Below are 23,649 nucleotides of genomic sequence, written 5' to 3' on the forward strand. Positions count from 1 at the left end.
TTTAAAGTACAAATATACAAATTATATTCTGGAAGCTATTTCTTTAAAATACTGTTGTACTTTTTGGTATCGTTTAACAGCGTAACAGCATTTTTAATAGTGACATCATTTTTAAATAAATGTTTATACATTCCTTCTTTGTAGGTATAACGCTCAACTATTTCATTTTCAATTTCCTTTGAAATAAGATCTTCATTTTCGACAATTTTTGCAACTTTTATGGCTTTTAATTGTTGAATAATGGTAGTATATTCTGGAGTTATAATTTTATTATTTTCTACCGATTTGTATGCAGACTGAAATAATTTTTCTTCGTTAGAAATAAAAGCGGTGTCTTTACGAAGTAGGTATTCTTTAAAGCTATTAAAACCTTTAGGTGTAAACGTGTAGTTTTCGGCAGATAAATTAGGGTTTTGATAAGTGAAATCGGTTACAAAATTAAAAATAGCTCTTGATTTAAGTAATTCATCAGTTTCATCAGTTTTTTTAGAAAATTCACTAACAATATCTGGAGTTACACCTCCACCATCATATACTTTTCTTCCATTTTTAGTTGTAAACTCATTAAGCGTAGTATCTGAAAACTTAGGAACTTTTCCTGTTTTTGGATCTCTATTAGCATAATCCAATTCTTGAATACAACGTCCACTAGGAGTGTAATATTTAGAGATGGTAATTTTCATTTGGGTTCCGTAGCTTAAATCAAAGTAACGTTGAACTAAGCCTTTTCCAAAAGAACGTTCTCCCATAATTACTGCTCGGTCATAATCTTGTAAAGCTCCTGAGACAATTTCTGAAGCTGAGGCTGAACGACCATTTATCAACACTACAATAGGAATATTGGCATCTAAAGGATCTTTGTTGGTTTTATAAGTTCTACTATTTTTTTGACTTTTACCACGAGTATCTACAACTTTTAATCCTTTAGGTATAAATAGGTTTGTAATATTAACAGCGTCATATAATGACCCACCAGGATTGTATCGTAAATCGAACACAAGTTTTGTCATTCCTCTTTTTTTAAGATCAGCAAAAGCGTTAACAACACCTTCGGTAGCTTTTTGACTTATGAATCGTGTTAAAACAATGTATCCAGTTTCAGCATCAATCATGTCATAAAAAGGAACTGGATTTATAACAACTTTATCAAGTTCTACCAATATGTTTTTTGTTGTTCCGTTTCTGTCTACTTTTAAAGAGAGTTTTTTTCCTGGAACCCCTTTTAGCATTTGTGTAAACTGGCTTTTTTCTGTGCTAGATAACTCTACGTCGTTTACAGTAGTAATAATATCTCCTACTTTTAACCCTGCTTTATCAGCTGAAAAGCCTTTGTATACTTCAGAAATAACCATTCCCTTATTTATAGAAAAAGAAGAAATACCTAAACCTCCATATTCACCCTCACGACTAATGCGAGCATCTTCCACATCTTGTTCGTTAAAAAAGTTGGTGTAAGGATCTAAGTTTTTAAGTGTGTTTTTTATTGCCTTATCAGTAAGATCACCAGGGTTAATTTCATCAATATAATTAATGTTTAACTCCTTAAAAAGGTTGTTATAAATTTCAATTTGTTTGGCAATCTCAAAAAAACGAGATTGAAAAGAAAAGAAAAGAGAGATGATAATGAGGGAACCTAAAATAAGAGCTGTTCTATTTTTCATCTTGAGTAATTTCTGTAATAAACTGTGTTAATAATTTCTTCATTTTATGCTCAATATCAGCATATTTCCATTCATCTCTTGCAAGATAAGAAATCATAAACACATATTGTTTATCTACAGCCTCATAAATTGTATGTTTTTCTTTTCGATAAGTTTCGCGTAACAAGCGTTTAATTCGGTTTCTGTCTACCGCTTTTTTAAAATTCCGTTTAGGAACAGAAACACCAACTTGTGCAGGAAATTTAGAGGTGTGTTCGGCTTGTATATATACCATTCGAAGCGGAAAAACTTTAATTGTTTTTCCTTCTTCGTAAAGCCTACCTATCAGCTTTTTACTCTTTAACCGTTCCTCTTTTCCTAAAGTAAATCTCATCGGTACAAACATACGGAAACCCTAGATAAAAATCATTTTTTTAATTACATTTGAAAGAATTCTAAAACTCGACTAACTATGGATTTATTTCAAGCTCCAGATTATTATAACATTGATGATTTATTAACTGAAGAACATAAGCTTGTCAGAGACGCTTCTAGAGAATGGGTAAAACGTGAAGTTTCTCCTATTATTGAAGAGTACGCACAACGAGCAGAGTTTCCTAAGCAAATAATTGGAGGGTTAGCAGAAATCGGGGCATTTGGACCTTATATTCCTGAAGAGTATGGAGGATCAGGGTTAGATCAAATTTCGTATGGTTTAATTATGCAAGAAATTGAAAGAGGAGATTCGGGAGTTCGATCTACGTCCTCTGTTCAATCTTCATTGGTTATGTATCCAATTTACAAGTATGGAAATGAAGAGCAACGAAAAAAATATTTACCAAAATTAGCATCTGGTGAATGGATGGGGTGTTTTGGTTTAACAGAACCAAACCATGGAAGTAATCCTGGTGGAATGGAAACTAAGTTCAAAGATATGGGAGACCATTATTTATTGAACGGAGCAAAAATGTGGATTTCTAATGCACCGTTTGCGCAAGTAGCTGTGGTATGGGCTAAAAATGAAGAAGGACGTATTCACGGACTGATTGTAGAGCGTGGTATGGAAGGTTTTTCAACTCCAGAGACTCACAATAAATGGTCGTTAAGAGCTTCTGCTACAGGAGAATTAATTTTTGATAATGTAAAAGTTCCTAAAGAAAACTTGTTGCCAAACAAATCTGGGTTAGGAGCTCCGTTAGGGTGTTTAGACTCTGCTCGTTATGGAATTGCTTGGGGAGCTATTGGTGCTGCAATGGATTGTTACGATACAGCTTTACGTTATACGAAAGAGCGTACACAGTTTGGTAAGCCAATTGCACAATTTCAACTGCAACAAAAGAAGTTAGCAGAAATGATTACTGAAATAACAAAAGCACAATTATTAGCTTGGAGGTTAGGTGTACTTCGTAACGAAGGTAAAGCTACATCAGCACAAATATCTATGGCGAAACGTAATAATGTAGATATGGCTATTAATATTGCCAGAGAAGCGCGTCAAATGTTAGGAGGTATGGGAATTACAGGTGAATATTCAATAATGAGACATTCAATGAACTTAGAAAGTGTAATTACTTATGAAGGAACTCACGATATACACTTATTAATTACAGGATTAGATATTACAGGCTTAAATGCTTTTAAATAAAAAAGAAGAAGAAGCACTCAAACGTTAAACCACTAACACATTATTATAGAGTGCTTCTTCAATCAACTATTAAAACTAAAGTTTACCCACTTTATGGGTTTTTAAAATACTTTCATTTTTCAAATGAAGCTATCTCATAGCTTTATTTACTTTTTAGAGATAGTCTAATTATCTTTTTTCTTCCCACTGTTAACAAGAATTAAAAGAGCGGTTACTAAACCTATACAAACTAAACCGAAAATAGCTATCATAATGGTTCCGTTTGTCCAAGATACCAAGGGAATATTTATTAATTGTGTCATTTTTCCTTATTCTTTGTTGTCTCAAAAATATAAGGAAGAACGAAATTAAAACATGATATTTATCAGGATTTTCAAAAAAAACAGTAAGGTTACACTAAAATAAAGCTTAATTAACTTTACTTAATTAGACCATATGAAAGAGAGTATTACAAGTAATAATATTACTTCAATAAGATTTAGCAAGACTTTATCCTTAACAATTTTAAATAGAATATAATCGATAAGTAAAATGAATAAACCGATTAAAATAATCGTTATAGCAATTAAAGGCCACAAACCAAAACGATCGTCTTTTGCGTTGTAATCTAAGAAATGTATAAAAGGTACAAATGCTATAAGTAGACAAGAGAGTATTAAAAAGAAGGTAATGCGTTTTACACTAAGTAACTTTTTCATATTTATTATAGCTTTTAGATGCCAAAGGTTAAGTTATTTTTTAAGTAGTGTATTTAACCCATCAATGCTAGTTTGATTTTTATCGTTCCAATATTGTTCAATTCCTTCTTTACCTTTTTCAGAAGCCCAATCGTTTAATTGGTTTCGTTCTCCTTGGTATTCATAAAACGGAAGTGACATTCCGCAAGAGGTTTGTACACTTTCAACAGAAACAATAAATATTTGACGAGTACCAGGAAGAGAAGGAAATAGTGAGGAATAATCATTCCATTCATCATTATTTGGAAGAATCTCTTTTGCTTTTCCGTATAGCCTTAGGATGTTAGGAGCACCTTCAAAAGCACAAAACATAATTGTTATTCGGTTAGTATCTAATAAATGGGCTGAGGTTTCATTTCCACTACCGGTAACACTTAACCAAGCAACCGTGTTTTGATCAATAACTCTAAAAGTATCCATTCCTTTAGGAGAAAGATTAATTCTTCCATTTTTAGGAGCTGTAGCAACAAAAAATAGTTTTTGAGCTTCTATAAATTGTTGGATTCTGGTAGTTATTTTATCGTAAAATTTAGCCATGATTATTTTTTTAGTCAACCCAATCTTTGGTGCGTTCAACAGCTTTTTGCCATTTTTTGTACAATCTTTCTCTTTTTTCTTTAGTGAATGAAGGTACAAATTTTTGATCTATTTTTCTTCTGTTTACAATATCTTCTTGTTTCCATAAACCAACACAAATACCGGCTAAATAAGCAGCTCCCATCACTGTTGTTTCAATTTCTTCAGGACGTTCTACAGCTACATTTAAAATATCTGCCTGAAACTGCATTAATAAATTATTAGCGCAGGCACCTCCATCAACTTTTAAAGATGAAAGTTGTAATAAGCTGTCTTTTTGCATTACATCTAAAATATCTTTGGTTTGATAGGCTAAAGATTGTAGTGTGGCTTTAATTAAATGGTTTTTTCCAGTATCACGAGTTAATCCAAAAACAGCCCCTCTAGCATACATATCCCAGTATGGAGCACCCAAACCAGCAAAAGCAGGAACTACATATACAGGATTTTCATCAGTAACTTGTTCAGCAAACAACTCACTTTCTTCCGCACTGTTTATTATTTGTAAACCATCACGTAACCATTGAATAGCAGAACCGGCTACAAATACACTTCCTTCAAGTGCGTAATACACTTTGTTGTCAATTCCCCAAGCAATGGTAGAAATTAAACCATTTTCAGAATATTCTAGATTTTCACCAGTGTTCATTAGCATAAAACAACCTGTTCCGTAGGTATTTTTAGCTTCTCCTTTTTTAAAACAAGCTTGACCAAATAATGCAGATTGTTGGTCGCCAGCAATTCCCGCTATCGGAATTTGAACTCCTTTTATTTCATAACTTCCATAGTTATAAGAAGAAGGTTTTACCTCAGGTAACATTGAAAAAGGAATGTTCAACTCGTTTACAAGTGTTTTATCCCAACAGAGGTTTTTAATATCGTATAACATAGTACGAGAAGCATTGCTGTAATCGGTAGCATGCACTCTACCGTTGGTTAAATTCCATAGTAACCAGGTATCAATAGTTCCGAAGAGTAAATTTCCTTTTTCTGCTTCTTCTTGAGCTCCTTCAACATGATTTAAAATCCAGTTAATTTTAGTGGCAGAAAAATAACTATCAATAACTAATCCGGTTGTCTTTCTAACATAGTTTTCGAGCCCCGTTTCTTTTAATTGTTCGCAAATATCGGCAGTACGTTTATCTTGCCAAACAATGGCGTTATAAATAGGTTTTCCTGTGCTTTTATTCCAAACAACGGTAGTTTCTCTTTGATTTGTAATTCCGATCCCAGCAACTTCAGAAGGTGAAATATTGGCTTGTTTAATAGCTTCTTGTAAGGTGAGAAGCTGTGTTTGTAAGATTTCGTTAGCGTCGTGTTCTACCCAACCTGATTGTGGAAAAATTTGTTGAAATTCTTGTTGAACTTTGGCAACTATCTTTTCTTCATTATTAATAATTACGGTACGACAACTTGTGGTTCCTTGATCTAAAGCAATAATGTATTTATGAGTCATTTAAACGTAAAATGATTAAACGCCTAATTTACAATTTTACCCATAGTAATAAAAAAACCTTCTAGATTTTCTAGAAGGTTTTACACATGTTAGTTTGGTTAGTAAACTTTTAGTGTCTTAAAGCATATCCAGCCCCTTCACCGAATTTGGTTAATACAGAAAGAATAGTAGTTAACCCTTTGCTTGTTTTACGTAGTAATAGTCTCCCCATTTTTAAAATTTAATTAATTCCCCTTTAATTAATTGTCATTAAATAATGAACACTACAAATGTATATGGGTAAACTGTGTTAGAAAAAGGTATTTCCGCAAGAAGAAATGTAATATTCCGAAAAGACATAAAAAAAACCTTCTAGATTTTCTAGAAGGTTAGTTTTCCCCTTAAATGTCTTTTTTCCAATTAATTTTGAAAAGAAGATGTCGCAAATTTAAAAAGGAGTTTTGTTTTAAAAAAAGGTATTTCCGCAGAAAAAAATGCAGATTTCTGCAAACCAGTTACTTAAAATAAAAAAAAGCCTCTAGGGGATACTAAAAGCTCTTTTACGTTTTTTCTCTTTTTCAAAATTCTCCCAACAAGATCTGAATTCTCCTGCGAAAGTATAGGTTCCTTTTATGGGATAAAAGAGGAAAACCGTAAAACGAAATGCGTTTTTCCGCAAAGTTTAATCTACGATACCAAGTTCTTTGGCTTTAAGAACTAAATCGGTGTTGTTATTTGCTTGTAAATCAGTTCTTAACTTTGATAGTTTGCTTTCTATAGATCTAACTTTAAGTAAAGAACCATCGTTCTTTTTTATGAGTCCTTCTAAGTTAGAAATTTTAGCATGCCTAGGAAGTTCTTTTAAAATTTGAATGGCAACATCATCCATTTGAATTTCAACTAAGGCTCTTTTTAAAAGTTTTTGGTGTATTTCATGCGTATAATACACTTCATCTTTTAACATTTTTTGAATAGCAAAATTTAGTTCATCAGTGCTACAATTTCCTTTTAAAATATACGCTGAAGGATTCAAATTGTGAATTACATTAAAAACTCTGTTTGTTTCAGAGTGACCTGTTATTACACCAACCTTAATAGGAATTTCTTCATCTTGAATTGCCTTTATTAAGGCTTCACCACTATCTAAATTATTATTTTGACTTTGATTGTCAAAACTTAAATCAGTAAAAACAAGTTGAAAAGGGTTTATTTGTAAGTTCGATTTTATCTTTGAAAAAGCCTCATCACAAGAGTTAGCTGTTTCAATTTCTAGACCATCTATATTCTTTAAACACGAAAGAATACCTTCAATTATTAATTGATGATCATCAACTAAGAGGATTTTTGTTAGTTCAGACATTTAAGGGTATTTGAATATGGGTTTGGGTTCCTTTACCTATTTCACTTGTTATGGTTAGCGTTCCGTCTAACTCTTCAACGCGTTCTTGTAGGTTTTGTAAACCGATACCTTTTTTACTAATTTTGGTATTAAAACCAATACCATTATCAGTAATATTCAAATGTACATATTTTTTGTGTACCGAAAAATCAATAATTATAGTGCTTGCCTTAGCATATTTTTTACAGTTTTGTATACTTTCACGAGTACTTAAATACAGTAATCGTTTTATAGAATTGTCAATGGTAGTCCAATCATAATCTCGAATACCGTAGACTTTTATTTTAAAATCTAATTCAAAATAATCGCTTACTAAGTTAATAATTTGATCTTTAAAAGATACTTTGTCAAAACTTACACTACTTAATTGATGTGATAAGTTTCGTACATTTTCTTTTACAGCGTTTAGCTTTATAGCTTCCTCTACTAAATTCGACTTTTCTAGTTTTCTGTGTAATAAGCGTAAATCACCAGCTACTTCGTCGTGCAAAGATTTAGCAATTTGTTGACGTTCTTGTTCACGCGCTTCTACTTTTTGTAACTGGGCTTGATACAGTATTTTTCGTTTACGTTGAAAGTAAAACAACACACTGAACCCGGAGAATAAAAGCCCACTCACCGCAGCTAACCAACCAATGGTTTTTTGTTGTTTTTGGTAGGTGATTTCAGCTTGTTTTTGTTGGTTTTCTGTTTTTAAAACAACATTTTCTTTTTCTTTTTTATCGGTTTCGTACCTAATTTTAGCAAATTGATTTTTTAACTGCCTTTCTTTTTGAAATAAACTATCGTTTAAGGTAATGTATTCTCGTAAATATTGTTTTGACTGTTCTCCTTTAGTAAGCCGCGAAAGGTTTTCCAAAGCTTCTAGCCAACGTTTATTATTATGAGTTTGCTTTGCATATTTTAAGGCCTCATTAGAGTGAAATAAAGCTTTTTTTGTAAGGTTAAAATCCTTGAAGTAATTAGATAAGTTTATGTGGGTTGTACTTATGCCACTGTAATTATGAAGTTTTTTTCTAATAGATAAAACTTCATTGTATTGTTGTAATACTCTTTCCTTATTACCAAACGAGTAATTACTATAAGTTAAGTTTTCTAATAATAAAGCATATTGGGTAGGGTGTTTTTCTTTTATACTGTCAAAAGCTAAGCCTTTTTTAAAGTAAATTAAAGCTTTTTGATGTTGCTGTTTGTTTTGATATAAAAGTCCTATATTATTGATTATATATAAATACCCGATAATATTATTATTTAATTTATTTGTTTCAAGGGCGGTATTATAATATTTTAAGGCCTCTTTTTCTAGATCTAATTCACTAGAGACTAAACCTAAATTATTATAGACTCTTTCTAAATATTCATAAGATTTTATAGGTTCTAAATATTGTAAGGCTTCAATTGAGCTAATTTCTGAACCTAAATAATCTTTAAATTCACGTTGTATGTTGGCAATGCTTAATAAACGCCTTCCTATAGCTAAAGAATCATTATTTTTTTTTGCTAAATTTTTAGATTGATGGTAATGATAATAAGCGCTATCTGGTTTTTCAGTATATTTATAATAGGTAGCTAAATAAAAATGTACTTTTTGTAGGTCTTTAGTTTTTTTACTATAATTGGATGAGAGCTCAGTATATTTTTTAAAAGAATCTAGTTGTTTTTCTCTGAAAAAAGACAATGCTTTTTTCATCGTATCATTAAATACTATAGAATCTTGCTTTGATGTAATACTTACTGATTTATTTTGACAAAATAAAAAATAAGGAAAAGCAAAGAAAAAAATAAGGGATAAGTGTCTCATAGTGATAAAACCATCACAAAGTGATGGTTTTAGTAAGTGTATTAAATTTTTTTAACAGGGAGATTTTGGGTCATCACCTTGGTTACCACCATCACCACCACCGGTTTTAGGTCCGTCTGTACCTGTTCCACCAACACCACCGGTATTATCATTTTCATTGTTTTCGTTACCACCTTTAGGGCTTAAATTCATAGCTGTTTCTTGTAAGTTTTTGTTTTCCATATTATATAGTTTTTTAATGAAACAATTTTTGGGGACGGGGGATAACCAAACGTCTAAAATAGTAGGTTTTTAGCAAAAGGGCAAATAATTAACATTACTTTTTATCCGTATTACTAAGCTTATAGTAAGGATGATATTTTTAATAAACAAATTAGATCGTTACTAGTAAAAGTGTATTGTTACCGTCATTGCGAATGTAGCAAAGCGAAATGAAGTAATCTTTTTAATAGGAGCGAGAGATAGCCACGTCGTTACCACTCCTCGTTATGACGTTAGTGTTTCATCTTCGTAAATAAATCCCATAATACCACACCACAGCTTACCGAAATATTTAAGGAGTGTTTGGTGCCTAATTGAGGAATTTCAATACAGATGTCAGAAGCAGAAACTACTTCTTGTTGTACTCCTTTTACCTCATTACCAAAAACCACTGCATATTTTTGATTAGGTTTTGGAGTAAAAGTATCTAACATTGTACTGTTCTCAGCTTGTTCAATTGAGAGTACTTTTACATTGTCTGCTTGTAGTTTTTCTACCAAATCCATAGTATTTTCTACATATTCCCAATCTACAGATTCTGTAGACCCTAAAGCGGTTTTATGAATTTCTTTATTAGGAGGGGTTGCCGTAATACCACACAAATAAATCTTTTCAATTAAAAAAGCATCCGAAGTTCTAAATACCGAACCTACATTATTCAAACTACGAATATTGTCTAACACCACAATAATGGGTGTTTTTTCAGTTTGTTTAAATTCCTCTACGGTTTTTCTACCTAGTTCGCTGTTTTTTAATTTTCTCATAAATTTTACCATTTAAAATGTCATTGCGAATGAAGCGGAGAGAAATGAAGCAATCTTTTTTATTTATTAGAGTTCAAAACGGAACAGATTACTTCGTTGCTATTGCTCCTCGTAATGACGCTTTTTATATTTAACTTTTGACTTGTTGTTAAAAGCTAAAGTCTAAAAGCTAAAGACTTTTTTCTATCTTCGCAAAACTAACCCAAAAAATCCACAAACTTGGCAAAAACAAAGGCAAAAAAGGTAACTCCATTAATGCAACAATACAACGGAATTAAAGCAAAATATCCTGATGCGATGTTGCTCTTTAGAGTAGGAGATTTTTATGAAACCTTTGGAGAAGATGCGGTAAAAGCATCAGAAGTTTTGGGGATTATTTTAACTAAAAGAGGAAGTGGAAGTGAAAGCGAAACTGCCTTGGCAGGTTTTCCGCACCATTCTTTAAATACCTACTTACCTAAGTTAGTAAAGTCTGGGTTACGAGTGGCGATTTGTGATCAGTTAGAAGACCCCAAAATGACCAAAACGATTGTAAAGCGTGGAGTTACGGAGTTAGTAACACCAGGGGTTGCCTTGAATGATGAGGTATTACAATCGAAATCGAATAATTTTTTAGCTGCAGTACATTTTGGCAAAAAATTGTTGGGAGTTTCTTTTTTAGATGTATCCACAGGAGAGTTTTTAATAGCGCAAGGAAACGAAGAATATATAGATAAACTCTTGCAAAACTTTACGCCAAGTGAGGTATTGGTTGAAAAGAAACACAAACAACGATTTTTAGAAGCTTTTACCAATCGTTTTCACACTTTTTACTTAGATGATTGGGTGTTTCAGAAAGATTATGGAGATGAATTACTTCGAAATCATTTTAAGGTAAAAACATTAAAAGGATTTGGAGTTGAAGATTTAGAATATGGAATTGTGGCTGGTGGTGCAGCAATGTATTACTTGTCTGAAACACAACATAACAAAATAGAACATATACAATCTATCAGTAGAATTGCAGAAGATCATTATGTGTGGATGGATCGTTTTACCGTGAAAAACTTAGAGTTATATGGTGGTAATTCGGTAAACTCTGTTTCGTTGTTAAATGTGATTGACAAAACCATTTCTCCAATGGGAGGGCGTTTATTAAAACGTTGGTTAGCGCTTCCATTAAAAGATTTAGCTCAAATTCAACAGCGACATGAATTAGTAAAGTTTTTAATTGATGACGATACTTTTTCTGAAACTGTAACTTACCAATTAAAACAAATTTCTGATATCGAACGATTGATATCGAAAGTTGCTACGGGTAAGGTTTCTCCACGAGAAGTAATTTTGTTGAAAAACTCGTTAAAAGCTATTCTTCCAATAAAAGATTCCGCAGAAAAAAGTAAGAACAAAGCAGTTCAAGAAATAGGAAAACAATTGCACGATTGCAAAACGCTGATTGATAAAATTACTGAGACAGTTTTAGAAGAAGCTCCTGTAAATATTAATAAAGGAAATGCGATTGCTAGTGGAGTTTCAGAAGAACTGGATGAATTACGTAACATTTCAAACTCTGGAAAAGAGTATTTAGATACCATGCTAGCTCGTGAAACAGAACGTACAGGAATTCCGAGTTTAAAAATTGCTTTTAATAATGTTTTCGGATATTATATTGAAGTTAGAAATACGCATAAAGATAAAGTTCCAGAAGAGTGGATTCGTAAGCAAACCTTAGTGAATGCTGAACGCTATATTACTGAAGAGTTAAAAGAATACGAAGCAAAAATTTTAGGAGCAGAAGAGAAAATTCAGCAGTTAGAAACAGAGATTTTTACCAAGTTAGTACAGTATATTATTGGGTTTGTACAACCTGTACAGCAAAATGCACAAAATGTAGCTAAGATTGATGCACTACAATCTTTCGCAACCTTAGCTGCCGAGAATAATTATGTGCGTCCGTTAATGGATGACAGCACCGATATTGAAATCAAAAATGGTCGTCACCCAGTTATTGAAAAACAATTACCAATTGGTGAAGAATACATAGCCAATGATGTTGTCTTGAACCGTAATCAGCAACAAATTATTATGATTACAGGTCCGAACATGTCTGGTAAATCAGCAATTTTACGTCAAACAGCCTTGATTGTGTTGTTAGCACAAATGGGAAGTTATGTACCTGCACAAAATGCTCGAATAGGTATGGTGGATAAGATTTTTACCAGAGTAGGTGCTAGTGATAATATTTCGATGGGAGAATCTACATTTATGGTAGAAATGAATGAAACAGCTTCTATTTTGAATAACATTTCTGATCGTAGTTTGGTGTTGTTAGATGAAATTGGAAGAGGAACGTCTACCTATGACGGAATTTCTATTGCTTGGGCGATTTCGGAATATTTACATGAACATCCTTCGAAAGCAAAAACGTTATTTGCAACACACTATCATGAGCTGAACGAAATGACTTCGACGTTTGAACGTATCAAGAACTTTAACGTGTCAGTAAAAGAATTAGATCACAGCATTATTTTCTTACGTAAACTTGTAAAAGGAGGAAGTAATCATAGTTTTGGTATTCATGTAGCCAAACTTGCAGGAATGCCGAGTATGGTAATTCATAGAGCGAATAAAATATTAAAAGAATTAGAAGATTCGCATTCGCATAAAGAGGTAAAGGAAACGTTGAAGGAAGCACAACATCAAGACATGCAAATGAGCTTTTTTCAGTTAGATGATCCGTTGTTAGAAGATATTAGAGAAGAAATTTTAACAACCAACATCGATACTTTAACACCAATTGAAGCGCTAATGAAGTTGAATGAAATAAAACGAATGTTGACGAAAAAATAAGTTGTTCTGATAAAAGTAATCTTAACATTATTATTGCGGGATTAGTATGGATTCTTATGTTTTGAGTTAAAATTAACAAATTTGTATGCTATATATCTTTAGGTGCTAAATATAAAAATAGCAGAAAAGCACAAACCTCATAGTTAACTCTTAACTGCTATTTTATTTATACTGTGTTGATTTAACAACCAAATATTATCCCTGCAAAACTCAGTGCTTTTCCAACAACAGCTACTGTACAACCTGCTGGTGAAGTTGGATTAGGAATTGCACATGCAACTAACCCATAAGTTGCAACTGCATTTGCTGCTACAGCATCAGCAAACCAACTAGGTTTTTCTCTTGCTAAAACAGTTGTTTTAGTTCCTAAACTTTCATAGTTAACAAAATAATCATTCATTATATAAAGAGTATTAATGAATAAGTTATATTCTTGAAACTGTCTATCATTTAAATTTAATTCTAAAATACTAGACTCTAAATTTGATATAGCATTATTAAAGTCAGTTTGTACAACATCCATTTTAAATTGATTAATTAAGTCAATTTGTTGTTGTTCAATATAACCATTGTTCAGATAGAACTCTTCCCAATTCTCATTTATATTATTAGAATTGATAACATCTAAATCTAAATTATTTAGTTCAAGATTAGAATTAAATTCCTCATTAATTTCATTTATAGTAATAGTTGCTTGCTCTAGCTTACTAATACTTTCAGATCTATAAGTTTTGTCGTTTATTCTGTTAACTAAGGAGTGTAATTGAAGTTTATTGTTTTCATAAATACTATAATCAAATTCATTGTTAAGTTGTTGTTTATTATCAGGTTCAGTACTACATGAAATTACAACAAATAAAATAGTAATTGCTGAAATAATTGATAAGATTTGATTTTTCATTTTGATTTTTCATTTTGATTTTTCATTTTTTATTAAATACGCTACTATTGATATAGTAATTATTAAGGATAGAATTGTAAATAAGTTAACTTTTGCAATTATACCTATCGACAATAAAATTATACTAATACCAATAATTATGTAATTAGTTTTGTTCATTTTTACTTTAATTTTTAATTGTTTTTTTTCATAGTAGATGGTTAGTCTTTAATATTTCTTTTAACCATTTTGATTTTAGAAGTTTATACAAAAACCAGAGGATAAAAGTATAATGCGTTTTTTTTATTTACAATAAGGGGTTTCCCTATTTGTTTTTAGTTTGCATTAGGGAAAACCCTGAGGTTTTTTAACATTTCTTTTAATAAAAAGCTGCTAAATTGCTTATAGTAAAGAACTAAAAAATGAAGATGTTTAATATTTTTGACAAAAAAATAAATGTTTTGCAACACGACATCAGTTTTAAACATATCAATAAACTAGCATTTCCTGCATTGGTAGCAGGAGTTGCTGAACCTTTACTTTCTACCACCGATTTAGCTATTGTAGGTAATATTGAACACAATGCTACCGAAAGTATTGCGGCGATTGGAATTGTAGGTGCTTTTTTATCTATGCTAATTTGGGTGTTTGGGCAAACACGTAGCGGAATTTCATCAATTGTTTCACAATATTTAGGAGCTAACAAGCTAGAAGAAATTAAAAACCTACCAGCTCAAGCAATCGCAATTGTATTGGGGGTAAGTGCTATTATTTTAGGATTGAGTTATCCGTTTGCCAAAGAAATTTTTGAGCTCTACAATGCTTCTGGAACCATTTTAGATTATTCGGTAGAGTATTATAAAATTCGTGTATTCGGATTTCCGTTTACCCTTTTTACCATTGCAATCTTTGGTACATTTAGAGGTTTGCAAAACACCTATTATCCAATGGTGATTGCTTTAATAGGTACGGTTATCAATATTGTGTTAGATGTTGTGTTGGTCTATGGAATAGAAGGCTATATTCCTGCAATGTATATTCAAGGAGCAGCGTATGCTAGTGTTATTGCACAAATTATTATGGCATTAATATCGGCAGTATTGTTATTAAAAAAGACGGATATTCCGTTAAAATTCAGCTTACCGTTTAATACTGAAATTCCAAAATTCATAGTAATGGTGTTGAATCTTTTCGTAAGAACGATAGCATTAAATGTTGCATTGTACTTTGGAACTTCTTATGCTACTGACTATGGAGATGCTTACATTGCAGCTTATACCATCGGATTCAATATATGGCTTATGGGGGCTTTTATGATTGATGGATATTCTTCTGCAGGAAATATTTTATCAGGTAAATTATTGGGTGCTAAAGCTTATAAAACATTGGTAACTTTAGGAAATAGATTAATTACTTACGGATTCCTCTTTGGATTATTATTAGCCGTTGTGGGGTTTGTTTTATATCAATTTATAGGAAAAGTATTCACTAAAGAACCAGAGGTTTTAGAGCAGTTTTACAATACCTTTTGGATTATTTTAATCATGCAACCTATATGTTCTATCGCTTTTATTTATGACGGAATTTTTAAAGGAATGGGAGAAATGAAATTTCTACGAAATGTTTTGTTATTAGCAACAGGATTAGTGTTTGTTCCTACATTGTTATATTTTGACTCTCTTGGGTATAAACTCTATGCTATTTGGATAGCTTTTTTCTTGTGGATGATTGCGAGAGGAACTCCACTAATTGTTAAGTTTAGAAGAAAGTTTTTACCCCTAGCTCAAAAAATGTAATTTTGAAGAAACAAGAAAAACAAATGACTACAACTAGAGAAAACGGAAGTTTATACACCCATATAGAAAACAAGGTTGCAACGTTAGAATTTGGACACCCAGCAAGTAACTCTTTTCCAAGTGTATTGTTAGAACGTTTAGCAAACGAATTTGATAAACTTTCAACTAATGATGAGGTTTCGGTAATTGTATTAAAATCAGAAGGGGAACGAGCTTTTTGTGCTGGTGCATCTTTTGACGAATTGGTATCGATTGATAACTTAGAAGAAGGAAAAGCTTTTTTCTCTGGGTTTGCGAATGTAATTAATGCGATGCGTCGTTGTTCAAAGTTAATTGTTGGTAGAGTACAAGGGAAAACTGTTGGAGGAGGAGTTGGTTTAGCGGCAGCTTGTGATTATGTATTAGCTACAGAGCAGGCTTCTATCAAGCTTTCTGAATTTACGATAGGTATTGGTCCGTTTGTAATTGCGCCAGCCGTAGAACGCAAAATAAGCGTGAGTGGATTAGCAGAATTAACCTTAGATGCTACCAGCTGGAAAAATGCATATTGGGCAAAAGAAAAAGGCTTGTACGCCCGTGTTTTTGAAACGCAAAATGAATTGGATAAAGAAGTTGAGATTTTATCAGAAAAACTAGCTTCATATAATCCTGAAGCGTTAGCTGAAATGAAAAAAGCTTTGTGGAAAGGTACTGAGCATTGGGAAGAGTTATTAATTGAACGAGCTGAGACATCAGGTAAGTTAGTTTTGTCTGAGTTTACCAAAAAGGCATTAGAAAAATTTAGAAAATAAGCTATGTTTTTAATACAAGAAGAAAAAGGTTCTGCAGCTTACAATGCAGGATATGAAATTGGTTATGAAGTAGGAAAATGGATAGCACAGAACCCGATATTAACACTGTTAATTGGAGTAGTGGCTTCGGTAGGTTTTGTGTGGATATTAACAAAAGTTGTAAAACAAATTCGTACTTTCGGCGAATAAAAACAAAATAGTATGGGCGGAGATTATTTATTTGCCATTTTAGCAGCAGGTGTAGCAGTAGTGTATTTCTTTAACAAATTCAGAGCAAACAAGAAATTTAAAAGAAAATAATGTTTTACGAATCTTTCAGTTGTTGTTTAAGACAACAAATGATAAGTAATCTTTTATAACTTCTTTTAAGGTAGAAAACTTATGAGCAAGATTAGAATTACAAAGCAGTTTAATTTTGAAACAGGACATGCTTTATATGGTTATGACGGAAAATGTAAAAATGTTCACGGACATAGCTATAAGCTTTCTGTTACTGTGATTGGTTCTCCAATTACAGATACTAGTAATGTTAAATACGGTATGGTTATCGATTTTGGAGACCTAAAAAAAATCGTAAAAGAAGAAATTGTTGATGTGTTTGACCATGCAACAGTATTCAATAAAAACACACCTCATATTGAATTAGCCAAAGAGTTAAAAGATAGAGGACATCATGTGATTTTAGTAAATTATCAGCCAACAAGTGAAATGATGGTGATAGATTTTGCTGAAAAAATCCAATCGCGCTTACCAGAAAATATCAAACTACACGCAATTAAGTTACAGGAAACTGAAACTAGTTTTGCGGAGTGGTATGCAAGCGATAATTAATTAAAGTAAGTAGTTATCATTGAAGAACTATTATTCTTCAATGATTTTACTTCCCATTAAATTCATTCATAGTGTTGGCCAACCCTGCATTAATAAATGAGGTGATAGCATTAACAGAAGTTGGAATACGTTCAATCATGGCGCTTTCTTCTTCAGCAGACCATTCTCCTAATACATAATCAACTTGTCGCCCTTTAGAGTAGTCAGCACCAACTCCAAAGCGAAAACGTGGATAAGAACCTGTGTTAAACTTATCTTGGATATCTTTTAATCCGTTATGCCCACCAGAACTACCTTTTCCTTTTATACGAATCTTTCCAAAGTCGATATTTAAATCATCGGTAATAATTAGTAAGTTTTCAACTTGAATATTTTCTTTTTGCATCCAGTATTTAACCGCTTTTCCACTTAAATTCATATAAGTGTTCGGTTTTAAAACAATTACTGTTTTTCCTTTAATTTTTAGTTTAGCAATATCACCTAGCTTTTCGGTTTCAAAAGATCCGTCGAATTCTTTTACGAAAGCATCTACTATTTTAAAGCCAATATTATGACGTGTATTGTCATATTTTTCTCCAATATTACCTAATCCTACTATTAAAAATTTCTTCATTATATCGTCTTCTGTAGCTGTTAAATGTGTTTTAGAAAAACCAAATAATCTTTTCCAAAGAGTATTAAAAATCATACGTCAAAAATAAAAAAAAGCGCTACACTTGGTAACGCTTTTTGTAAACTTAACGAGGTAAGTCTTATTTCTTTTCAGCTTCAGCTGCTGCTTTTGCCGCGTTACGAGACATACGAACTTGAGCAACTACTGTGTTATCTGGGTGTAAAATTGTGAAGTTATCGTTTTGTAACGTAGTTACATATAACTTATTACCAATTTCTAATTCAGTAATATCAGCTTCGATAAAATCTGGTAAGTTAGCTGGTAACGCTTTTACTTTTAATTTACGTAAGTTGTGACGTAATGCACCCCCTACCATAACACCTTTAGATTTTCCTACTAAACGTACAGGAATTTCCATAGTTACAGCTTTATCATCAAATAATTGATAGAAGTCGATGTGTAAAATTTCATCACTTACTGGGTGAAATTGGATGTCTTGTAATACAGCGCTATAAGTAGCACCATCTAATTCAATCGTAGCAGTAAATACTTCTGGAGTATAAATTAACGATTTGAACGCTTTTTCATCTGCTGAAAAGTGAACAGGCTTGTCTCCTCCGTATAATACGCAAGGAACCTTCCCAGCATTACGTAAGGCTTTTGTTGCTTTTTTACCTACGCTTTCTCTTTGAGATCCTTTGATTGTAATTGATTTCATTACTTTGTTTATTATTAATTTATTTACATTAAAAATTGATCACTGATAGATGTGTTGTCTTGAACTTTATGCATCACATCAGCGAATAAAGGGGCGCAAGATACAACTTTTATTTTAGAAATGTTCTTTTTTAAAGGAATTGTATCTGAAACGATTAGTTCTGTTAATTGCGAATTTTGAATTCTTTCATACGCATTTCCTGAAAGAATAGGATGTGTACAAATAGCACGGACACTTTTAGCACCACGTTCCATCATTAAATCAGCAGCTTTTGTAAGTGTTCCTCCTGTATCAATCATATCGTCTACAAGAATTACATTTTTACCTTCTACTTCACCAATTAATTCCATGTGAGAAATTACATTGGCTTTTTGGCGTTGTTTATAGCATATAACTACATCACTTTCTAGGTATTTAGAGTAGGCATAAGCTCTTTTTGAACCTCCCATGTCTGGTGATGCAATCGTTAAGTTATCTAAGCCTAAACTTTTTACGTAAGGTAAAAAGATGGTAGAAGCAAATAAGTGATCTACTGGTTTTTCGAAGAACCCTTGAATTTGGTCTGCGTGTAAATCCATCGTCATAATTCTAGTAGCTCCAGCAGTTTCCAATAATTTAGCGACTAATTTAGCCCCAATAGCTACACGTGGTTTGTCTTTTCTATCTTGACGAGCCCAACCAAAGTAAGGCATTACAGCAGTAATGTGTCTTGCAGATGCACGTTTAGCAGCATCACACATTAGTAACATTTCCATTAAATTATCGGTTGAAGGAAAAGTTGATCCTACAATGAAAACTCTTCTTCCTCTGATTGATTCTTCGAAAGCAGGTTGAAATTCACCATCGCTAAAGTGGGTGGTAGTAACATTTCCAAGTTCAACTCCGTAAGCATTAGCGATTTCTTCTGCTAATTCAATACTTTGTGAACAAGCAAATATTTTAGGGCTTAATTGATTTGTAGCCATTTAGAAAAGGATATTTTAGTTAGTGTTGTTGTTGGGGCAAAAATAAAACTATTTTAAGAGTTTAAAAGATATTTTAAACGAAATATTTTATAGATTTGCACTCACTAAAAGCCAAAGTGGTGGAATTGGTAGACACGTCGGATTCAAAATCCGATGCTCGCAAGGGCGTGTGGGTTCGAGTCCCACCTTTGGTACTATTACTGTGTTATAAGTACAGAATCAGTGTTTTATCTTGAAAAAGGTAAAAAAGCTGTGTCAAAATTTAGTCATTTAACTATTCCCTTTCAAATCGTTGAAAATGAAGGGTAATAAAAAAATGTCAAAACCTAAAAAAGAAAATTCCGCGAAAATCTTTGTAGACTGCAAACCAGTGAACTACGCTAAAATCAAGACTGGAATTGTTTATTATTCTAAAACTCTTTTAAAACAAGAGTTTAAGTGTTTTATAAGCTGTGTTCCTATAAATCAGGAATAAAACAGAGAGGTTGCGGTATAAAAAAATACCTTTATTTTTTTTATTTTATAAAGATAATCTTTTTTGTTAGTTGTATATACTGACTTATTATAAAAAATTATTTAAGAACCAACACAGTGATTGTTATTATTCCTAGTAAAAAGTTTGCGATTATATGTATTGTAAAAGCAGGTAATATGCTTTTACTTAGGTAAACAGAAAGAGTTGTAGCTAGACTTACAACAAAAATTGTGGGAAATAGCCATAATTGATATGTATGATATAAAGCAAACAAAAAACCATTAATAATCCAACTCCATTTACCTAAACTATACATTTTAGGTAATAGCCATGCCCTAAAGTATATCTCTTCGGCAAAAATGTTAAGTAATAATGTAAATAACATTATCGTTAAAAATAAATAATTGCCCTTTAAAGAGTAATTGGGAGAAAGGGTATTCATATTAGTACTCATTGGGTCTATTGATGGATTAAGCCAAAAGGGCATATAATCAGGAATTGAAAATATAGAAATTTCCTTTATGAGTTCGCTAATCGGAGAAGCAATTATAGACAAAATAATTCCTGATATTATTATAACAAAAGATATTAACCATTGTTTAATTCCATTTTTTTTATTAATAACCTTTCTCCAATAGAAACACCAGCAGATTTTGCATCTTCCTTTATCAGGAGAAGCCCTATAATTACAAAGAATAATAACATTATAGAAGCAATTATAGCCCACATTAAATTTTTAGGATATCCAGCTTCAACTGTCCAAGGTAATATATACCGAAACCCCCAAAAAGCAAAAAGACTAGGTAAAAAAAACGCTAGAAAAGTTTGTAATAGATTCAATTGTTTTAGATTACACCAATTAAAATTTGATTTCATACTTGTTTTGGTTCACGATAGCAAAATTGTTTTTGAAGTTTTTAGTAATGTTTAATAATTTCATTACCGCGAAAGATGTTGTTTTTATCCTTATACAACAAAGAGTTTTTTTTGTTAGAAGGGCCAAATGTAGCCACGTCAGCTTCTTTTAGTAACTTTCCTTCGTAGAATATGTGGTTTTTGTCTTTAGAATAATATGAGGCTTTAAAAATGCTGAAGGTTTTGGGGTCGGCATTTCTAATAATACTTCCGTGATAGAAGACATGATTCTCATCTTTGGAGTAAGGAAACTGAATGACATGGAAAGATGAGGCATTAGCATTTTCAATTCTTGTTCCGTTATAAATAACAATGTCATCAAATAATAAAAATTTACCTTCTATAATCTTTAAGTCGTTTATATTTTTGTATGGTATTATGATTAGTGAATCTTGAAAGTCATAAACATTATTTTTATCAGCAATATATCTATCGTTAATTTTTTTTGTTGTAGGAGCATCTATTATTAATGTTTGTAGCAGTTTATAGGTTTCTAATAAGTATACACGATTTTTGTCTTTAGCAAAGTTCTTGTTTAAAGTCTCAAAAGATTTATAGTCTACGTTTATTGGATTGTATTTATAAAAAAAATGACTACCGTCTTTGGCCCAATCAGAATCAATTTTTTGGAATGTTTTTGGGTCAGCTTTAGGTATTTTCCATAGATAATTTTTTTCTCGACTAGCTTTTTCAAAACCGTATGGTAAGTAACCAAAAGGTACATATACATGGTTTTTATCAAAACAGATGTTATAATTGTTTTTATCAACATAAAAAGTGTCGTAATCTACTTCTAGGTCTACTATATTGTCTTTAAAGTATAAATGATTTTTGTCTTTGCCAAAGTCCAACCCTAATACTTCAAAACTCTTAACATCAGCATTTAATTTGGTTTTACCTAATTCAAACCAGTTTCCCATACAGGAATAATAAATATCATTTTTTGATTTTGAATAATAATAGGAGTCAGAAACAGATTTATCAACAGGTCCAGCAAAAGGACTGCAGGCTTGAGTAATTAAAGAAATAATAAATAAAAATGTTTTTGTAAGTGGAGAATATTTAGCTCGAGTAACTTTTTTAACTATAAAATTCAAAATGAGTATAAATAAGGTTAATGAAATATATGGGTGATTTGTAATAAGGTTCATTAAAAAAATAATAGACGGTTTTAACTTTTTGATAAATGTGCGTTTAAACATTATTCATGGAATGTAAGTTGCATAACTAATTTGTATTGAAATATAATATAGTACAAATATAAATTTAAGGCTAATTAAAGATGTTCCATTCGTTCGGATGGAACACTTTTGGGTTGATACTCTCTTAATATTGCCCTTGGAAATTTACTTAACAAAAAAACTGTATTATGGAACAGACACAGACAAGCCCAAGTGAAGCATCACAATTAGCACAAATGAGTAATCAATTATCAGCCTACGGATATTATGTTATGGTTGATGGTATTTTTTATACCATAGAACCATATTCTATTAAAATGGAATTTGGATTTAATAAGTTAGGAAATCTAAAATATGCTCCAGTAGATAAAGAGTTTAAAGTTATTGTATTTCGTCCAGATTGGTATTACGAACATACATCTTTTTTTGCTCAGGACCTCGATATAGTTAATCATGATTATACAAAGCGTATAGAACCTAGAATAAGACAGGTAGCAGAACACTTATACGAACTAGAATTTCCTGCACTTAAAAAAGGACAGTTATTAGTTATAAGAGACTATAATAATTTATATGGTATAGGAATAGGAAGTATTTCAGATTCTTTAGTAGAGGTTTTTAATACAACAAAAGCTCCAGCTTATGCTGTGATAGATAATATTAAAAAATCTTTAAAGTCTTTCCCAGACAACTTAGTTATTCAGGCATTAAAAGGGGTTTGGGAATATAAAGTATTAGAAGAAAAAACTGAAAAAGTTTGGAAAACAGTTCAGGAAAAACTAGATAAGTATAATCAGCGTGATGATCGTGAAGGAAAATTAATTTTTGCGGACGATGTACTTCATGAGATTGCATATTACTTATCTTTAGATGATAACACTCCAAGAAAACAAGAAGCAGAGGTTTTGGTGAAAGAAATAGAAGTTTTTAAAAATGATAAGCCAAAAGAGGTAAAAGAAGAGCTTCCAGATATTTCATTATTGGTGGATAATGTGAAGTGTTACATAGGAGATACATTTACAATGACTATGGTGGAAATAGGGGATGACATGTTAATTAGATTTAAAGGACTTCCTAATGAGTTTGATGGTGTGGTATTGAGACATAAAAAACAAATCCAAAATGAAGCAACTGGTGCTTTTTTATTACAAACTAATGAGGTAAATGGTGAAAACTGGAATACTTTCTGCTACGAAAATGATGGATGGGGTGGATTATATACCTATGTATACCCGCCACTAATAGATAATCAGATTTATGTAAAAGAAGGTGGGGTTACTGAGGATACTCCTTTAAAATTATACAAAGATTATACTAAGCAATAAAAATAATTAAATTGATTTTGTTATAAGTCTAAATAAATAGTTGAAAAAGAGAGCGAGCAATCTGTGTGTAGT

The 23,649-nt window shown here is 31.7% G+C and carries 23 protein-coding genes and 1 tRNA gene; 8 read left to right on the forward strand and 16 right to left on the reverse strand.

Annotation, left to right across the window (positions count from 1 at the left end):
* Positions 1-35: 35 nt before the first annotated feature.
* Positions 36-1,661, reverse strand: a complete 1,626-nt coding sequence (locus C8N26_RS02790; protein WP_120185918.1) for a S41 family peptidase — start codon at positions 1,659-1,661, stop codon at positions 36-38.
* Positions 1,651-2,034, reverse strand: a complete 384-nt coding sequence (gene rnpA / locus C8N26_RS02795; protein ID WP_120185919.1) for a ribonuclease P protein component — start codon at positions 2,032-2,034, stop codon at positions 1,651-1,653. Before rnpA ends, C8N26_RS02790 begins: the two co-directional genes overlap by 11 nt.
* A gap of 78 nt (positions 2,035-2,112) precedes the next feature.
* On the opposite strand from rnpA, the gene C8N26_RS02800 reads away from it, so the two are divergent.
* Complete coding sequence (locus C8N26_RS02800; protein WP_120185920.1) at positions 2,113-3,285, forward strand: acyl-CoA dehydrogenase family protein; 1,173 nt, start codon at positions 2,113-2,115, stop codon at positions 3,283-3,285.
* 164 nt (positions 3,286-3,449) lie between these two features.
* On the opposite strand, the gene C8N26_RS13460 is transcribed toward C8N26_RS02800, so the two are convergent.
* The 7 genes from C8N26_RS13460 to C8N26_RS02830 form a co-directional block, all read right to left on the reverse strand.
* On the reverse strand, positions 3,450-3,587 hold the full coding sequence (locus tag C8N26_RS13460) for a hypothetical protein (protein WP_170141619.1): 138 nt from the start codon (positions 3,585-3,587) through the stop codon (positions 3,450-3,452).
* 429 nt (positions 3,588-4,016) lie between these two features.
* On the reverse strand, positions 4,017-4,559 hold the full coding sequence (locus C8N26_RS02810; protein ID WP_120186076.1) for a pyridoxamine 5'-phosphate oxidase family protein: 543 nt from the start codon (positions 4,557-4,559) through the stop codon (positions 4,017-4,019).
* Between the two features lie 10 nt (positions 4,560-4,569).
* Positions 4,570-6,054, reverse strand: coding sequence for a glycerol kinase GlpK (gene glpK / locus C8N26_RS02815; RefSeq protein ID WP_120185922.1), 1,485 nt, complete (start codon positions 6,052-6,054; stop codon positions 4,570-4,572).
* A gap of 661 nt (positions 6,055-6,715) precedes the next feature.
* Positions 6,716-7,393: a response regulator transcription factor gene (locus C8N26_RS02820; RefSeq protein WP_028891660.1), complete on the reverse strand. Its 678-nt coding sequence runs from the start codon at positions 7,391-7,393 to the stop codon at positions 6,716-6,718.
* Entirely contained in the window at positions 7,386-9,233 is a 1,848-nt protein-coding gene (locus tag C8N26_RS02825; RefSeq protein ID WP_120185923.1) for a tetratricopeptide repeat-containing sensor histidine kinase, read from the reverse strand. The genes C8N26_RS02820 and C8N26_RS02825 overlap by 8 nt, the downstream gene beginning before the upstream one ends.
* 51 nt (positions 9,234-9,284) lie before the next feature.
* Positions 9,285-9,455: a hypothetical protein gene (locus C8N26_RS13465; RefSeq protein WP_170141620.1), complete on the reverse strand. Its 171-nt coding sequence runs from the start codon at positions 9,453-9,455 to the stop codon at positions 9,285-9,287.
* 272 nt (positions 9,456-9,727) lie between these two features.
* On the reverse strand, positions 9,728-10,258 hold the full coding sequence (locus C8N26_RS02830; RefSeq protein ID WP_120186078.1) for an RNA methyltransferase: 531 nt from the start codon (positions 10,256-10,258) through the stop codon (positions 9,728-9,730).
* Positions 10,259-10,477: 219 nt separating this feature from the next.
* Between C8N26_RS02830 and mutS the strand changes: the two genes are divergently transcribed.
* Positions 10,478-13,087 carry a DNA mismatch repair protein MutS gene (mutS, locus tag C8N26_RS02835; RefSeq protein WP_120185924.1) on the forward strand — a complete coding sequence of 870 codons (2,610 nt, stop codon included), beginning with the start codon at positions 10,478-10,480 and terminating at the stop codon, positions 13,085-13,087.
* Positions 13,088-13,268: 181 nt separating this feature from the next.
* On the opposite strand, the gene C8N26_RS02840 is transcribed toward mutS, so the two are convergent.
* Positions 13,269-13,988 carry a hypothetical protein gene (locus C8N26_RS02840; RefSeq protein ID WP_120185925.1) on the reverse strand — a complete coding sequence of 240 codons (720 nt, stop codon included), beginning with the start codon at positions 13,986-13,988 and terminating at the stop codon, positions 13,269-13,271.
* 401 nt (positions 13,989-14,389) lie between these two features.
* Here C8N26_RS02840 and C8N26_RS02845 point away from each other — a divergent pair, with 401 nt between their 5' ends.
* From C8N26_RS02845 to C8N26_RS02860, 4 genes are all read left to right on the forward strand, one after another.
* Positions 14,390-15,763 (forward strand): MATE family efflux transporter, encoded by a 1,374-nt coding sequence (locus C8N26_RS02845; protein ID WP_394342632.1) that lies wholly within the window; start codon positions 14,390-14,392, stop codon positions 15,761-15,763.
* Between the two features lie 23 nt (positions 15,764-15,786).
* Positions 15,787-16,554 (forward strand): enoyl-CoA hydratase/isomerase family protein, encoded by a 768-nt coding sequence (locus tag C8N26_RS02850; protein ID WP_120186081.1) that lies wholly within the window; start codon positions 15,787-15,789, stop codon positions 16,552-16,554.
* Positions 16,555-16,557: 3 nt separating this feature from the next.
* A complete protein-coding gene (locus C8N26_RS02855; protein WP_120185926.1) occupies positions 16,558-16,743 on the forward strand; it encodes a hypothetical protein in 186 nt (61 codons plus the stop codon).
* A 192-nt stretch (positions 16,744-16,935) separates the two neighbouring features.
* Positions 16,936-17,385, forward strand: a complete 450-nt coding sequence (locus C8N26_RS02860) for a 6-pyruvoyl trahydropterin synthase family protein (protein ID WP_120185927.1) — start codon at positions 16,936-16,938, stop codon at positions 17,383-17,385.
* Positions 17,386-17,431: 46 nt separating this feature from the next.
* Here C8N26_RS02860 and pth read toward each other — a convergent pair whose 3' ends face one another.
* The 3 genes from pth to C8N26_RS02875 form a co-directional block, all read right to left on the reverse strand.
* On the reverse strand, positions 17,432-17,998 hold the full coding sequence (gene pth / locus C8N26_RS02865) for an aminoacyl-tRNA hydrolase (protein WP_120186082.1): 567 nt from the start codon (positions 17,996-17,998) through the stop codon (positions 17,432-17,434).
* A gap of 139 nt (positions 17,999-18,137) precedes the next feature.
* Positions 18,138-18,716 carry a 50S ribosomal protein L25/general stress protein Ctc gene (locus C8N26_RS02870; RefSeq protein ID WP_120185928.1) on the reverse strand — a complete coding sequence of 193 codons (579 nt, stop codon included), beginning with the start codon at positions 18,714-18,716 and terminating at the stop codon, positions 18,138-18,140.
* A gap of 23 nt (positions 18,717-18,739) precedes the next feature.
* Positions 18,740-19,681, reverse strand: a complete 942-nt coding sequence (locus tag C8N26_RS02875; RefSeq protein ID WP_120185929.1) for a ribose-phosphate pyrophosphokinase — start codon at positions 19,679-19,681, stop codon at positions 18,740-18,742.
* A gap of 110 nt (positions 19,682-19,791) precedes the next feature.
* Here C8N26_RS02875 and C8N26_RS02880 point away from each other — a divergent pair.
* Positions 19,792-19,875 (forward strand) — tRNA-Leu (locus tag C8N26_RS02880).
* 378 nt (positions 19,876-20,253) lie between these two features.
* On the opposite strand, the gene C8N26_RS13695 is transcribed toward C8N26_RS02880, so the two are convergent.
* The 3 genes from C8N26_RS13695 to C8N26_RS02895 form a co-directional block, all read right to left on the reverse strand.
* On the reverse strand, positions 20,254-20,643 hold the full coding sequence (locus C8N26_RS13695; RefSeq protein ID WP_147418477.1) for a CPBP family intramembrane glutamic endopeptidase: 390 nt from the start codon (positions 20,641-20,643) through the stop codon (positions 20,254-20,256).
* 101 nt (positions 20,644-20,744) lie between these two features.
* Entirely contained in the window at positions 20,745-21,032 is a 288-nt protein-coding gene (locus C8N26_RS02890) for a hypothetical protein (RefSeq protein ID WP_120185931.1), read from the reverse strand.
* A 41-nt stretch (positions 21,033-21,073) separates the two neighbouring features.
* Positions 21,074-22,222, reverse strand: coding sequence for a DKNYY domain-containing protein (locus C8N26_RS02895; protein ID WP_170141621.1), 1,149 nt, complete (start codon positions 22,220-22,222; stop codon positions 21,074-21,076).
* Positions 22,223-22,440: 218 nt separating this feature from the next.
* Between C8N26_RS02895 and C8N26_RS02900 the strand changes: the two genes are divergently transcribed.
* The gene (locus C8N26_RS02900) at positions 22,441-23,577 is read left to right on the forward strand and encodes a hypothetical protein (RefSeq protein WP_120185933.1); all 1,137 of its coding nucleotides are present in this window, start codon (positions 22,441-22,443) and stop codon (positions 23,575-23,577) included.
* The last annotated feature ends 72 nt before the right edge of the window (positions 23,578-23,649 follow it).

The organism is Tenacibaculum lutimaris (assembly GCF_003610735.1).
Lineage (GTDB): Bacteria > Bacteroidota > Bacteroidia > Flavobacteriales > Flavobacteriaceae > Polaribacter > Polaribacter lutimaris.